This is a genomic window from Nonomuraea sp. NPDC049269 (genome assembly GCF_043197155.1).
Lineage (GTDB): Bacteria > Actinomycetota > Actinomycetes > Streptosporangiales > Streptosporangiaceae > Nonomuraea.
Window position 1 is genome coordinate 555662 of record NZ_JBICSO010000001.1, and the last position, 12556, is coordinate 568217.

General features: G+C 71.9%; 15 protein-coding genes. 10 read left to right on the forward strand and 5 right to left on the reverse strand.

All coding sequences use genetic code 11. The features are described 5' to 3' along the window. Positions 1-2: 2 nt before the first annotated feature. From ACGFNP_RS02665 to ptsP, 5 genes are read left to right on the forward strand one after another with little or no spacing between them, the layout of a single operon-like run. Positions 3-311 carry a PTS lactose transporter subunit IIB gene (locus ACGFNP_RS02665; protein WP_358341985.1) on the forward strand — a complete coding sequence of 103 codons (309 nt, stop codon included), beginning with the start codon at positions 3-5 and terminating at the stop codon, positions 309-311. After that, the gene (locus ACGFNP_RS02670; RefSeq protein WP_358341988.1) at positions 304-729 is read left to right on the forward strand and encodes a PTS sugar transporter subunit IIA; all 426 of its coding nucleotides are present in this window, start codon (positions 304-306) and stop codon (positions 727-729) included. Before ACGFNP_RS02665 ends, ACGFNP_RS02670 begins: the two co-directional genes overlap by 8 nt. Further along, positions 726-1730 (forward strand): zinc-dependent dehydrogenase, encoded by a 1005-nt coding sequence (locus ACGFNP_RS02675; protein ID WP_393313995.1) that lies wholly within the window; start codon positions 726-728, stop codon positions 1728-1730. Before ACGFNP_RS02670 ends, ACGFNP_RS02675 begins: the two co-directional genes overlap by 4 nt. Before the next feature lie 12 nt (positions 1731-1742). Next, positions 1743-2024 carry an HPr family phosphocarrier protein gene (locus tag ACGFNP_RS02680; RefSeq protein WP_358341994.1) on the forward strand — a complete coding sequence of 94 codons (282 nt, stop codon included), beginning with the start codon at positions 1743-1745 and terminating at the stop codon, positions 2022-2024. Continuing rightward, positions 2017-3663: a phosphoenolpyruvate--protein phosphotransferase gene (ptsP, locus tag ACGFNP_RS02685; RefSeq protein WP_393313999.1), complete on the forward strand. Its 1647-nt coding sequence runs from the start codon at positions 2017-2019 to the stop codon at positions 3661-3663. Before ACGFNP_RS02680 ends, ptsP begins: the two co-directional genes overlap by 8 nt. Positions 3664-3666: 3 nt before the next feature. Here ptsP and ACGFNP_RS02690 read toward each other — a convergent pair whose 3' ends face one another. Beyond that, positions 3667-4701 carry an aldo/keto reductase gene (locus tag ACGFNP_RS02690; protein WP_358342000.1) on the reverse strand — a complete coding sequence of 345 codons (1035 nt, stop codon included), beginning with the start codon at positions 4699-4701 and terminating at the stop codon, positions 3667-3669. Positions 4702-4705: 4 nt separating this feature from the next. Further along, a complete protein-coding gene (locus ACGFNP_RS02695) occupies positions 4706-5347 on the reverse strand; it encodes an SDR family oxidoreductase (RefSeq protein WP_358342002.1) in 642 nt (213 codons plus the stop codon). A gap of 23 nt (positions 5348-5370) precedes the next feature. Between ACGFNP_RS02695 and ACGFNP_RS02700 the strand changes: the two genes are divergently transcribed. Together ACGFNP_RS02700 and gndA are read left to right on the forward strand one after the other, a co-directional pair. Further along, complete coding sequence (locus ACGFNP_RS02700; protein ID WP_393314003.1) at positions 5371-6063, forward strand: HAD family hydrolase; 693 nt, start codon at positions 5371-5373, stop codon at positions 6061-6063. A gap of 67 nt (positions 6064-6130) precedes the next feature. Continuing rightward, positions 6131-7555: an NADP-dependent phosphogluconate dehydrogenase gene (gene gndA / locus ACGFNP_RS02705; RefSeq protein ID WP_393314006.1), complete on the forward strand. Its 1425-nt coding sequence runs from the start codon at positions 6131-6133 to the stop codon at positions 7553-7555. A 33-nt stretch (positions 7556-7588) separates the two neighbouring features. Here gndA and ACGFNP_RS02710 read toward each other — a convergent pair whose 3' ends face one another. After that, the gene (locus ACGFNP_RS02710) at positions 7589-8359 is read right to left on the reverse strand and encodes a thioesterase family protein (protein ID WP_358342010.1); all 771 of its coding nucleotides are present in this window, start codon (positions 8357-8359) and stop codon (positions 7589-7591) included. An 11-nt stretch (positions 8360-8370) separates the two neighbouring features. After that, complete coding sequence (locus ACGFNP_RS02715; protein ID WP_393314009.1) at positions 8371-9312, reverse strand: helix-turn-helix transcriptional regulator; 942 nt, start codon at positions 9310-9312, stop codon at positions 8371-8373. Between the two features lie 50 nt (positions 9313-9362). On the opposite strand from ACGFNP_RS02715, the gene ACGFNP_RS02720 reads away from it, so the two are divergent. Beyond that, positions 9363-10445 carry an epoxide hydrolase family protein gene (locus ACGFNP_RS02720; RefSeq protein WP_393314012.1) on the forward strand — a complete coding sequence of 361 codons (1083 nt, stop codon included), beginning with the start codon at positions 9363-9365 and terminating at the stop codon, positions 10443-10445. Between the two features lie 125 nt (positions 10446-10570). Here the strand turns inward: ACGFNP_RS02720 and ACGFNP_RS02725 are convergent, their stop codons facing one another. Further along, positions 10571-10930, reverse strand: a complete 360-nt coding sequence (locus ACGFNP_RS02725) for a VOC family protein (RefSeq protein ID WP_358342017.1) — start codon at positions 10928-10930, stop codon at positions 10571-10573. 166 nt (positions 10931-11096) lie between these two features. On the opposite strand from ACGFNP_RS02725, the gene ACGFNP_RS02730 reads away from it, so the two are divergent. Both ACGFNP_RS02730 and ACGFNP_RS02735 read left to right on the forward strand, forming a co-directional pair. Continuing rightward, entirely contained in the window at positions 11097-11912 is an 816-nt protein-coding gene (locus tag ACGFNP_RS02730; RefSeq protein ID WP_393314017.1) for a helix-turn-helix domain-containing protein, read from the forward strand. Positions 11913-12105: 193 nt separating this feature from the next. After that, entirely contained in the window at positions 12106-12537 is a 432-nt protein-coding gene (locus ACGFNP_RS02735) for a type II toxin-antitoxin system PemK/MazF family toxin (protein WP_358342029.1), read from the forward strand. Positions 12538-12556: the final 19 nt, after the last annotated feature.

The window sequence follows — 12556 nt, forward strand, 5'->3', positions numbered from 1 at the left end:
CCATGGCCAGCATCGACAGCAAGGACATTCACAAGATCATCGTGGCCTGCGACGCGGGCATGGGCAGCAGCGTCATGCTCGCCAGCCAGTTGCGCAAGCAGCTCAAGAACACCGGCGTCACCGTGGAGCACACCCCGGTGAACGAGATCCCGGCCGACGCCGACGTGGTGGTCTGCCACTCCGGGCTGGCCGCCAGGGCCCGGGCCTCGGCGCCGGACAAGGTGCTGGTGCCGTTCCAGATCTTCCTCGGCGACCCGGCAGTGACGAAGCTGGTCGCCACCATCAAGAACGGCGGCACGGTCGATGCGTGACGACCTGCTCGATCCGCGCGCCGTACTCCTGCACGAGCGCGCGGCCGACCGGGACGAGGCGATCAGGAGGTGCGGGCGCGCCCTGGTGGACGTGGGCGCGGTCGCCGAGCCGTACATCGAGGCCATGCTCGAACGCGAACAGACCATCTCCACGTACGTCGGCGAGGGCGTGGCCATCCCGCACGGCACCGCGGCGGCCAAGGAGGTCGTCCTGCACGACGCGATCTGCGTCGTGCGCTTCCCGGACGGCGTCGACTGGGGCGGCGAGCCCGTCACCCTCTGCGTCGGCATCGCCGCGAAGGACAACGGGCACGTGCAGCTGCTGGCGGCGCTCGCCGACATCCTGCTCGACCCCGAACGCGCCAGGACACTCCGCGAGGCGACGGAGGTCGGCCAAGTGATGAAGGAGCTGACGTGAAAGTCGCCCGATTCCACGCCCCAGGGGACATCCGCGTGGAGGACGCGCCGGAGCCGGTCGCCGGTCCCGGCGAGCTGAAGATCCGGGTACGCAACTGCTCGACCTGCGGCACCGACGTGAAGATCTTCAAGCACGGCCACCACCACATCCGCCCGCCCCGCGTGATGGGCCACGAGATCGCCGGCGAGGTCGTCGGCACGGGCGAACGCGTCCAGGTGATCGCGGCGATCCCGTGCGGCACCTGCGAGGAGTGCCGCCGCGGCCGCCGCACCGTCTGCCCGAACCAGGAGTCGATGGGTTACCACTACGACGGCGGTTTCGCCGAGTACATGGTGATCCCGGCGAAGGTACGGGCCGTGGACGGCGTCAATGTCATCCCGTCCGGCGTCGGGTTCGCCGAGGCGTCGGTGGCCGAGCCGCTCGCCTGCGTGCTGAACGGCCAGTCACTGGCCCGGGTCGGCGCGGGCGACGACGTGGTCGTCATGGGCGCGGGCCCGATCGGCTGCCTGCACGTACGGCTGGCCCGGGCACGGGGGGCCGCGCGGGTGTTCCTGGTCGACGTGAACGCCGAGCGGCTCGCGATGGCGGCGGATCTGGTCCGCCCGGACGCGGTCGTCGACACCGACGCGGTGGACCAGGTGCTCAAGCTGACCGGTGGCCGCGGCGCCGACGTGGTGATCACCGCGGCGGCGTCCGGCGCGGCCCAGGAACAGGCCCTGCGGATGGCGGCCCGCCAGGCCCGGATCAGCTTCTTCGGCGGCCTGCCCAAGGACGCCCCGATCATCGCCCTGGACTCGAACCTGGTGCACTACCGCGAGCTGACCATCGTCGGCGCGAACGGCTCCAGCCCCGCGCACAACGCCGAGGCGCTCTGGCTGATCGCCGAGGGTCTGGTGCCGGTGGCGGACCTGATCACCCATCGGCTGCCGCTCTCCCAGGTGCTCGACGGGATCGACCTCGTCAGCCGGGGCGCGGCCATCAAGGTCACGATCGAGCCCTGAGGGGGGTTTGTGATGGCACAACGTACGGTGACGGTGGCATCGGCGAGCGGTCTGCACGCGCGGCCCGCGAAGCTGTTCGTCCAGGAGGCGGTGCGGCTGGGGGTGCCGGTGCGGATCCGGGTGGGCGAGAAGTCGGTCCCCGCGAACAGCATGCTGGGCGTCCTGTCGCTCGGCGCCACCAAGGGCACCGAGGTGACCCTGGAGTCGGACGCGCCGGACGCGGACGCGGCGCTGGACACCCTGGTGGCCCTGCTCGCCCAGGACCTCGACGCGGAAGAGGCCCTCGATGGCTGACCCCACCCAGCCTGCCCCGCCGGGCGCCGGGCTGGCGGGGCTGGGGGTGAGTCAGGGGCGGGCCGCGGGGCCGGTGGTGCGCATGGCGCCGCCGCCCGTACTGCCCGACCCCCGGCAGGTCGCCGATCCGGGCGCGGAGGCCGCGATGGTGGTGAAGGCGCTGGAGTCGGTCACCGCGGACCTGCGGCAACGCGCCGCCACCGCCGCGCGGGACGCGAGAGGCGGCGACAACGCGGCCCCAGCGGGAGACGACGCGGCGGAGATTCTCGACGCGCTCGCCATGATCGCCGACGACCCGATGCTGCGTGAGGACGCCGAGGCCGCCGTCCACGGCGGTCTGGACGCCCCGCATGCCCTCGACGCCGCCTTCACCCACCACCGCGACACGCTGGCCGCGCTGGGCGGCTACCTCGCGGAACGCGCCGCCGACCTGGACGATCTCAAACACCGCGCCATCGCCGCCTGCCTGGGCCTGCCGATGCCCGGCATCCCCGCCCCCGGCCACCCGTACGTCCTGGTGGCCGACGACCTATCCCCCGCCGACACAGCGGGGCTGGGCACGGACGTGGTGGCGCTGGTGACCGAGAAGGGCGGCCCGACCAGCCACACCGCGATCCTGGCACGTGGCCGCGGCCTGCCCGCCGTAGTCGCCTGCGCGGGCATCACCGCCCTGGCCGACGGCACGGTCATCTCGGTCGACGGCAAGACGGGCCAGATCGGCGTCGGCCTGACCGACGAGGCCGTGGCCGAGCTCCGCCGGAACGACCGCGAGGAGCGCGACCGCCTGGCGAAGAGCAGCGGCCCGGGCAGGACGGCCGACGGCCACCCGGTCAAGCTGCTGCTCAACATCGGCTCGGCCGCCGACCTCCGGCCGGGCGCGGAAGGAGTCGGACTGTTCAGGACCGAGTTCCTGTTCCTGGACCGCAAGCAGGCCCCGTCGTTCGAGGAGCAGGTGGCCGCCTACGCCGAGGTGTTCGCGCGGGCCGAGATGGTCGTGGTGCGCACGCTCGACGCGGGCACGGACAAGCCGCTGCCGTTCCTCGGCCTGCCCCCGGAGCCGAACCCGGCGCTCGGCATCCGGGGTCTGCGGGTGGACCGCGTGCTGCCTGACGTACTGGACACGCAACTCGACGCGATAGCGGAGGCGGCCCGCATGACGAGCGCCGACGCGTGGGTGATGGCCCCGATGGTCACCACCCCGGCCGAGGCCGCCGCATTCGCCCGCCGGGCCCGCGCCCGGGGTCTGACACGGGTCGGTGCGATGGTCGAGGTGCCCGCCGCCGCCCTGCTGGCCGACCGGCTGCTGGAGGAGGTGGACTTCCTCAGCATCGGCACCAACGACCTCAGCCAGTACACGTTCGCGGCCGACCGTCAGCACCCCGGCCTGGCCGACCTCCTGGACCCGTGGCAACCCGCCCTGCTGAAGCTCATTGCCTTCTGCGCGGACGCGGGCCGCGCCGCCGGCAAGCCGGTCGGCGTCTGCGGCGAGGCCGCCGGAGACCCCCAGCTCGCTCCGGTACTGGTGGGGTTGGGGGTGACGAGCCTGTCCATGGCGGCGGTGTGCGTGCCGTCCGTACGCGAAGAGCTGTCCCGGCACGCCCTGGAGGACTGCCGGAAGCTCGCCGCGCAGGCCCGGTGACGGTCAGGGGCGCCGGCGGAGGGTCGCGTCGGACAGCTCCGGAGGCTGCCAGCCCTCGTCGCCGGGGTTGATGGTGACACCCGGTGACACGATGGCGTCGATCCTGTCGAGCACGTCGTCGCTGAGCCGCACGTCGGTGGCGGTGAGCTGGCTCTCCAGGTGTTCCATCGTGCGCGGGCCGATGATGGCCGAGGTGACCGCCGGGTGCCTGATCGTGAACGCCAGGGACAGCTCGATCAGCGTGAGCCCGGCCTCCTCGGCCAGCACGGCGAGCTGTTCGACGGCGTCGAGCTTGCGCTGGTTGGCCTCCAGCTTCATGTCGTAGCGGGCGGGCAGCCGGGCGGCCCTGCGGCTCTCGGGCTGCTCCTGGCCCTTGCGGTAGCGGCCGGTCAGCCAGCCGCCCGCCAGCGGGCTCCAGACGATGGCGCCCATGCCGTACTTCTGGACGGTGGGCAGCAGGCTGGCCTCGATGCCGCGGGCGAGCAGGGAGTACGGGGGCTGTTCGCAGACGAAGCGTTCGAGGTTGCGCCGCTCGGCCGCCCACTGGGCCTCGACCACGCGGTGCGCGGGGAAGGTGGAGCTGCCGAGGTAGCGGACCTTGCCCTGCCGGACGAGGTCGGTGAGGGCGCCGAGTGTCTCCTCGATGTCGGTGGCGGGGTCGGGGCGGTGGATCTGGTAGAGATCGATCCAGTCGGTGCCGAGGCGGCGCAGGCTGTTCTCGACGGCCTGGAAGATCCAGCGCCGCGAGTTGCCGCCCTCGTTGGGGCCCTCGCCCATGGCGCCGTGACACTTGGTGGCCAGGACGACCTCGTCACGCCTGCCCGACTTGGCAAGGGCCCGGCCGACGAACTCCTCCGACTCGCCCCGCGAGTAGACGTCGGCGGTGTCGATGAAGTTGATGCCCGAGTCGAGGGCGCGGTCGATGATGCGGGCCGATTCGTCGGCCGACTCCTCGCCGAACCCGCCGAACATCATCGCGCCGAGACACAGGGGACTGACTTTGAGACCGGTACGTCCAAGAATGCGATATTCCGTCATTCCCTCACTCTTGCATGACGGCCTCGTCGATCGGCGCATCACCGGAGACGAGTTCCAGCACCTGCCGGACGCGCGCCCCGGTGGACAGCAGCGCCACGATGACGGCCGCCACGTCGTCGCGCGGGACGGTGCCGCGAGGAACCGAGGGCGCCAGAAGTACCCGGCCCGTGCCGGGGTCGTCGGTCAGCCCGCCGGGGCGCAGAATCGTCCAGTCGAGGTCGCGGCGCCGCAGGTCGTTCTCCGCCTCGGTCTTGGCCTGGATGTAGGCCGCCCACACCTCGTCACCACCGGGCCTGGGCGGCTGCCCCGCGCCCATCGAGGAGATCTGCACGAACCGCCGCACGCCCGCCCGCTCGGCGGCGTCGGCCAGCAGGACGGAGGCGCCCTTGTCGACGGTGTCCTTGCGGGCGACGCCGCTGCCGGGGCCCGCACCGGCGGCGAACACGACGGCTTCGGCGCCTTGGAGCACCTCCGCCACCTCCTCGATCCCGGCCTGTTCCAGGTCGCACAGCACGGCCGCCGCTCCGGTGGCCTCGACGTCGGACAGGTGCGCGGGGTTGCGTACCAGGCCCACCGCCCCGGCTCCGAGCAGCCGCTCCAGCCGCAGTGCGATCTGGCCGTGGCCGCCCGCGATGATGACGTTCATGCCGGTCATGGTGTCATGGAGCCATGACGGAGTTACCGCACGCACCCACACCGGCGTTTCTCTTCGACCTCGACGGCACCTTGATCGACAGTGTCTACCAGCATGTCATCGCCTGGCGGCAGGCGCTGTCCGGGCTGGGCATCGACCTGTCGGTATGGCGTATCCACCGCCGCATCGGGATGAGCGGTGGCCTGTTCGTGAGCGCGCTGCTGCGCGAGACGGGGCTGAAGCTGACGGCCGAGCAGATCGACGAGTTGCAGACGATCCACGGTGACGCCTACATGGAGCAGATCGACTCCGTCCGGCCGCTGCCGGGCGCCGCCGAGCTGCTGAGCGAGCTGTCGGCGCGGGGCGTCCCGTGGGCGATCGCGACCAGTGGTTACGCGCGTACGGCCCGGCTGGCGCTGGGCATGCTGGGCCTGCCGGAGGACACTCCGATGGTCACCCGCGACATGGTGCGCAGGGCCAAGCCGGACCCCGACCTGTTCCTGGCCGGGGCGGCGCTGCTGAACGTGGATGTGCGGCATGCGATGGTGGTAGGAGACAGCGTCTGGGACCTGCTCGCCGCCCGCCGCGCGGGCGCGCTCGGGATCGGGGTGCTGTCCGGCGGATACGGCCGGGAAGAGCTGGAGCGCACGGGTGCCTTCCGTGTCTACTCCGATCCCGCCGACATGCTGCATCGGCTCGACGAGCTGGGCGTACGCCAAAGCGACTGAAAAAATCGGAATATCCAGCCGAACCTCGACCGCTGGATCATGCGTATCCCCCACAGAGGAGCTTGATATGGACTTGGCAGACATCGGTGTCACCGGCCTGGCGGTCATGGGCAGGAACCTGGCGAGGAACCTGGCGAGGCACGGATACGCGGTAGCCGTGCACAATCGCTCGGCCGGCCGTACGCAGCAGCTCGTCAAGGAGTTCGCCGGGGAGGGCACGTTCGTACCGTCGGAGGAGCTGGCGGGCTTCGTGGCCTCGCTGAAGCGACCGCGACGGGCGATCATCATGGTGAAGGCGGGCGCGGGCACCGACGCGGTGATCGACCAGCTCGCCGAGCTCATGGAGCCGGGCGACATGATCGTCGACGGCGGCAACGCGCACTTCGCCGACACCCGGCGGCGCGAGGCGGCGCTGCGCGACAAGGGGATCCACTTCGTCGGCACCGGCATCTCCGGCGGTGAGGAGGGCGCGCTGAACGGCCCGAGCATCATGCCCGGCGGCTCCAAGGAGTCGTGGGACGCGCTCGGCCCGATCCTTCAGGACATCTCGGCCAAGGTCGACGGCGTCCCGTGCGCGGTGCACGTGGGCCCCGACGGCGCCGGACATTTCGTCAAGATGGTGCACAACGGCATCGAGTACTCCGACATGCAGCTCATCGCCGAGTCCTACGACCTGCTGCGCCAGGCGCTCGGCGCCACTCCGGCCGAGCTGGCGCAGGTGTTCCGCGAGTGGAACCAGGGCGAGCTGGAGTCCTACCTGATCGAGATCACCGCCGAGGTGCTCGACCAGGTGGACGTGGCCACCGGCAAGCCGTTCGTCGACATCGTGGTCGACCAGGCCGAGCAGAAGGGCACCGGCCGCTGGACCGTGCAGAGCGCGCTCGACCTGGGCGTTCCGGTGACGGGCATCGCCGAGGCGGTGTTCGCCCGCGCGCTGTCGGGCCACCCGGAGCAGCGCGCCGCCGCCGCGTCGCTGGAGGGGCCGAAGCTGTCGGGCGTCGGCGGGCGCGAGCTGATCGAGGACGTACGGCAGGCCCTGTACGCCTCCAAGATCGTCGCCTACGCGCAGGGCTTCGACCAGATGGCCGCCGCCTCCAAGGAGTACGGCTGGGACCTGGAGCTGGGCGCCATGGCCACGATCTGGCGAGGCGGCTGCATCATCAGGGCCCGCTTCCTCGACCGGATCCGCGCCGCCTATGACGCCGACCCCACACTGCCGACGCTGCTGGCCGACCCGACGTTCGCGGCGGCGGTGAACGTGGCGCAGGAGTCGTGGCGGCGCGTGGTGACCACCGCGGTGCAGATCGGCGTGCCGACGCCGGGCTTCTCCTCGGCGCTGGCCTACTACGACGGGCTGCGGCGTGACCGGCTGCCCGCCGCGCTGATCCAGGGGCTGCGCGACTTCTTCGGCGCGCACACCTACCACCGGGTGGACCGGGACGGCGCCTACCACACCGACTGGTCCGGCGACCGCGCCGAGCGCCCCGCGTAGTTCTCGTCAGCGGCCGTCTTTCAACGGCTGTGTTCAACGGCTGCGGAAGGTGGCCGGGTTGGCCACTGCGGTCACGAGGCAGAAGCCGATCGGCCCGGTGGCGTCGTGCAGGGTGCACTGCCCTGTGGCGACGCCGCCGTGGCTGAGATGCCCGGTCGCCTCCACGCCGATCAGCTCCCCCTCGGGAACCCGGCCGAGCGTGAGCGTGTAGTCGGCGTTGATGAAGTGCAGGCCACCGGTGTCGGCGTTGCTGAGCGGGCTGGCGAAATCAGCCGCGAGCGCCACCCTGGTGAACGGCGTGAGCGGCTCGTCGTCGACGAGTGGATGGGTCTCGCGCAGCCAGACCCGGTTCAGGCCCGGCTCGTTCCAGTCGGTCAGCCGCCACAGCTCGAACGGCGGCTCCCACGCCCCGCCCGCGACGGGCGGCCCCGATGGCGGCGGCTCGTCCCACGCGGGCGTGTCGTTCAGCTCGCCCTCCGGCTGCTCGCCCTCCCTGAGCAGTACGGCACTGGCTCGGCCGATCACGCCCTGGTCGGTGCGGATCGTCACGTCGGCCACCCGGATCCTGCGCCCGTCCCTGACCCGCGCCGTCTCGACGGTGACCGGGAGCAGCGGGCTGTTGCGGAACAGGTCGACGGTGAGCCGGGCGAACCGCAGGTCCGGCTCCCCGTGCTCCTGCTCGACGGCCATGGCCGCCAGGCCGCCGAGCAGGCGGCCGTGGAGCATGTCGGGCGACCAGGGGCCGCGGGCGTGCGGGGCGGGCACGAACTCGCCCCCCTTACGGGTGAAGAACGCTGACGTCACAGAATGAGATTCTAGAGGGTGGTGAGGCGCCGCCCGAGCGCGCGCATCCGTTCCTTGAGCTCGACCGGTTCCAGCACCTCGAAGTCGAGGTCGAGGAAGGCCACGACCACGGCGATCAGATGCAGGTCGTCGCCGCGCAGCGTGAGCACGCAGGTGTCGTCGCCGACCGGCTCGACGACGCCCGACGACGTACGGCTCGCGACCTGGTCGGCCGGGGCGTGCAGCAGGACGCGGGCCTGGATCGGCCACATCTCGTGACCCAGCCGGCGCTCGATCCAGGCCGCGACATCGCCGCCAGGCGGCTCGCGCGGCGTGAAGCGGGGACCGTTCGGCGTGCGGAGGCGCAGGCGGTCGGCGCGGTAGACGCGCCAGTCCTGCCGGTCGACGTCCCAGCCGACCAGGTACCAGCGGCGCGACCAGTTGACCAGCGTGATCGGCTCGGCCCTGCGCTCCGTGGTGGCGCCGTCGTGGCCGGTGTAGTCGAAGCGGAGCTGCTCGTGGTCGCGGCAGGCGGCGGTCACGGCGATCAGCACGTCGGAGGCGACGGTCGGGCCCTCTCGGGTGATCGGGACGGTGTGGGTCTGCAGCGCGTTGACCCGGTGGCGCAGCCTGGCGGGCAGCACCTGCTCCAGCTTGGCCAGCGCGCGCAGGGAGGTCTCCTCGATGCCCGTCACCGTGCCGCCCGCGGCCGTACGCAGGCCCACCGCGACGGCCACCGCCTCGTCGTCGTCCAGCAGCAGTGGCGGTAGCTCGGCGCCCGCGCCCAGCCGGTAGCCGCCGGAGACGCCGGGCGTGGAGTGGACCGGGTAGCCGAGGCTGCGCAGCCGCTCGACGTCGCGGCGCACGGTCCTGGCCGCGACGCCGAGCCGTTCGGCCAGGTCGGCGCTGGGCCAGTCGCGCCTCAGTTGCAGCAGGGACAGCAGACGGAGCAGCCTGGCGGAGGTGTCCAACACAGGCGCCATTGTGTCCTGATCCTGGCCACAATGCTGCCTAGCTTGGGGACATGGAGACCTTCGTCATCGATATCCCGCAGGCCGACTTGGACGATCTGGCGGAGCGGCTGCGCCGTACTCGCTGGCCCGACGCTCTGGAGGGGGTCGGCTGGTCGTACGGGGTGCCGCCGGAAGCGGTCCGCGAGCTGGCCGACTACTGGCTGGACGGCTATTCCTGGCGCGAGCACGAGGCCAGGCTGAACACGCTGCCGCAGTACACGACCGTGATCGACGGGCAACGCGTGCACTTCGCGCACCTGCGCTCCCCTCGCGAGGACACGCTGCCGCTGTTGCTGACGCACGGGTGGCCCAGCACGTTCGCCGACTTCGCGCGCGTCATCGAACCCCTCAGCCGCGACTTCCACCTGGTCATCCCGTCGATCCCCGGCTTCGCCTTCTCGGGGCCGACGGCGGAGACCGGCTGGGGCGTGCGGCGCGTCGCCGCCGCCTGGGCGGAGCTGATGAGCGGGCTCGGCTATACGCGGTACGGCACGCAGGGCGGCGACTTCGGCTCGCTGATCTCCCCCGAGGTCGCCCGGCTAGACCCGGACCACGTCGTCGGAGTGCACCTGAATGCGCTCACGACGTTCGCCAACGACGATATGGCCGGGCTGACCGAGGCCGAGGTGGAGCGGGCCAAGGGGGTGGAGCGCTGGCACCGCCACTACTCCGGGTACGCCATGATCCAGAGCACCCGGCCGCAGACCCTGGCCTACGGCCTGGCCGACTCGCCCGCCGGCCAGCTCGCCTGGAACCTCGACGCGTACGCCTCCTGGGGCCAGGACGTCGGCGGCCTGTCGCGCGACGACATCCTGACCAACGTGACGATCTACTGGCTGACGGACACGGCGGGCTCCTCGGCGCGCCTCTACCGCGAGGGCTCTTCAGCCTGGGAGTTGCCCACCGAGCCGGGCAAGACGCCGACGGCCGTGGCGGTCTTCCCCGGCGACAGCTCGGTGCGCCGCTACGCCGAGGTGGTGCACAACGTGGTGCGCTGGTCGGAGTTCCCCTCCGGCGGCCACTACGCCGCGCTTCAGGCGCCCCTGCTGCTCGCGGCGGACATCAGGGACTTCTTCACAGCACTCAGTCCCTGATGTGATCGGGGTGCGGGTCCGCGTGTCAGACGAACCTCGTACGGCTGTCGCCCTCGTCGACGGCGTCGCACCGCTCGGCGTACGGCCGCTGGGGGGAGCGTCTCCTTGTGGGTGGAGGTAGTTGGTCAGCCACCTGCCGCGACGCAGAACGGATGCCCCTCAGGATCGGTGAGCACGGTCCAGTCGGCGCCACCGGGCTGGAACTCCGGTACGGCGGCGCCGAGCGCGACCAGCTCCTTGACGGCGGCCTCGACGTCGGCCACCTGGAGGTCGAGGTGGACGTGCTTGGCGTCATCGGGCCAGCCGGGGCTCCGGTAGCCGGGGACCCGCTGGAACGCCAGCCCGACGGGGCCGCCCTCGACGGTGGCGAAGTCGCTGTCGCTGTGGCTGATCCGGCCGCCGGTGGCCTTGGCGTAGAAATCGGCAAGGGTGGCCGGGTCCGCGCAATCGAAGATGACCGAAGAAATCGTGATGGTGGTTGTCATGGGTCCAGGGTGGGGCGAAGCGGGCGGCCGGGTCTTGAACATCCTTGCGCCGCCGCCGGGAGTTCCGTGCGCTGCCCGCCGGGGATTCCGCGCTCCCCGCTGGGGATTCCGTGCGCTGCCCGCGACGTCGGCGGGAATGTCGTAGCCGGAGCGTAGGGTGCGGCACGTGCGTTCAGCCGTCCGTCTCGGCATCGGGTCCGGGTTCTCCCTCGACGCGGTGACCTGCCACGACGATCATCGCGGGTGGTCACCGCCCGAAATGAGCTCCGCCTACCGGGTGGTGCTGGTCCGCCGCGGCCGCTTCCGCCGCAAGGCCGACGGGCGGGCCACCGTGGTGGATCCGACGATGGCCTACCTCGGCATTCCCGGCGAGGAGGAGCATTTCGCGCACCCGGCGGGCGGCGACGTGTGCACCTCCCTGTGCGTGTCGCCGGACCTGTGGCGCTCACTCGCGGGTGACGGCGCGGCACCGTCCCGCTCGACGATCTACGTGGACGCCCGGCTCGACCTGGCCCACCGCCGCTTCCTGGCCGCCGCCCGCACCGGCGACGCGGCTTTCGAGCTCGCCGAAGCCCTGCTGCCCCTCGTCTCCACCGCCCTGGCCCAGCTCGCCCCCCTGCCGGAGCGGCGTGGCACCTCGGATGTGATCGTGGAGGCAGCCCGGGACGCCATCGCCGCAGGCCATCCCGCCGCCGACGGGCTTCTGCCGCTGGCCGAGTTCCTGGCGGTCTCGCCCTACCAGCTGAGCAGGGCGTTCACCCGGGAGCTCGGCGTATCACTGACCCACTACCGCAACCGCGTGCGCGTCGGGCGGGCACTCGACCGCCTGGAGGGCGGCGCGGCGAACCTGGCGCTGCTGGCCGCCGAGCTGGGGTTCGCCGACCAGGCCCATCTGACCCGTACGGTCCGCCGGCACGCCGGCCGCACCCCCGCGGTGCTACGCCGCCTGCTCGCTCCGGGCGACCGGCCCCATGACCGTTGACAGGTCCGTCACCATCGCCGCGCCGCCCGCAACGGTGTGGCACACGCTCACGGACCCGGTGGCGCGCGAAGTGGCCGGACTCGACGTGGTGGCGGGCGGCAAGCTCGAAGAACTCTGGACCGACGAGACCGGCGGCTCGGTGGTCCCGCACAGGATTCGATCAACGACAGCCCCGTGGCGTAAGCTCCCACGCGTGCGTGATTCAGCTGAGGACCCCCGGCCCGCCCGCGGCGCGGTACAGGAGATCTACTCGCTCGACCGGGCCGCGACGCTGTCCTACTCCCCCGACCTCGACGGGCTGGCCGATCCCGGCGAGATCGTCTGGGCCTGGGTGCCGTACGAGGAGGACCCGGAGCGCGGCAAGGACCGGCCGCTGCTGGTCGTGGGCCGCACCGGCCGCCGACTGCTGGGCATGATGCTGTCCAGCCAGGGCGACGACGGCCCCGACTGGCTGGAGATCGGCGTGTGGGGGCGCGACGGCAAGACGTCCTACCTGCGGCTGGACCGCGTCTTCGTCCTGGACGAGGACGACATCAGGCGCGAGGGAGCGGTGCTCGACGGCCACCGCTTCGCCCGGGTGGCGAGCCATCTCATGAAGGCGCACGGCTGGTCCGCCGGCGGCTGACCTCCCGCAGTTCTGAACG

Excerpts from the sequence above, each read along its gene's own strand:
- ACGFNP_RS02665 (WP_358341985.1), top strand. The coding sequence starts at position 3 with ATGGCCAGCATCGACAGCAAGGACATTCACAAGATCATCGTGGCCTGC.
- ACGFNP_RS02670 (WP_358341988.1), top strand. The coding sequence starts at position 304 with ATGCGTGACGACCTGCTCGATCCGCGCGCCGTACTCCTGCACGAGCGC.
- ACGFNP_RS02680 (WP_358341994.1), top strand. The coding sequence starts at position 1,743 with ATGGCACAACGTACGGTGACGGTGGCATCGGCGAGCGGTCTGCACGCG.
- ptsP (WP_393313999.1), top strand. The coding sequence starts at position 2,017 with ATGGCTGACCCCACCCAGCCTGCCCCGCCGGGCGCCGGGCTGGCGGGG.
- ACGFNP_RS02690 (WP_358342000.1), bottom strand. The coding sequence starts at position 4,701 with ATGACGGAATATCGCATTCTTGGACGTACCGGTCTCAAAGTCAGTCCC.
- ACGFNP_RS02695 (WP_358342002.1), bottom strand. The coding sequence starts at position 5,347 with ATGAACGTCATCATCGCGGGCGGCCACGGCCAGATCGCACTGCGGCTG.
- ACGFNP_RS02700 (WP_393314003.1), top strand. The coding sequence starts at position 5,371 with ATGACGGAGTTACCGCACGCACCCACACCGGCGTTTCTCTTCGACCTC.
- gndA (WP_393314006.1), top strand. The coding sequence starts at position 6,131 with ATGGACTTGGCAGACATCGGTGTCACCGGCCTGGCGGTCATGGGCAGG.
- ACGFNP_RS02720 (WP_393314012.1), top strand. The coding sequence starts at position 9,363 with ATGGAGACCTTCGTCATCGATATCCCGCAGGCCGACTTGGACGATCTG.
- ACGFNP_RS02725 (WP_358342017.1), bottom strand. The coding sequence starts at position 10,930 with ATGACAACCACCATCACGATTTCTTCGGTCATCTTCGATTGCGCGGAC.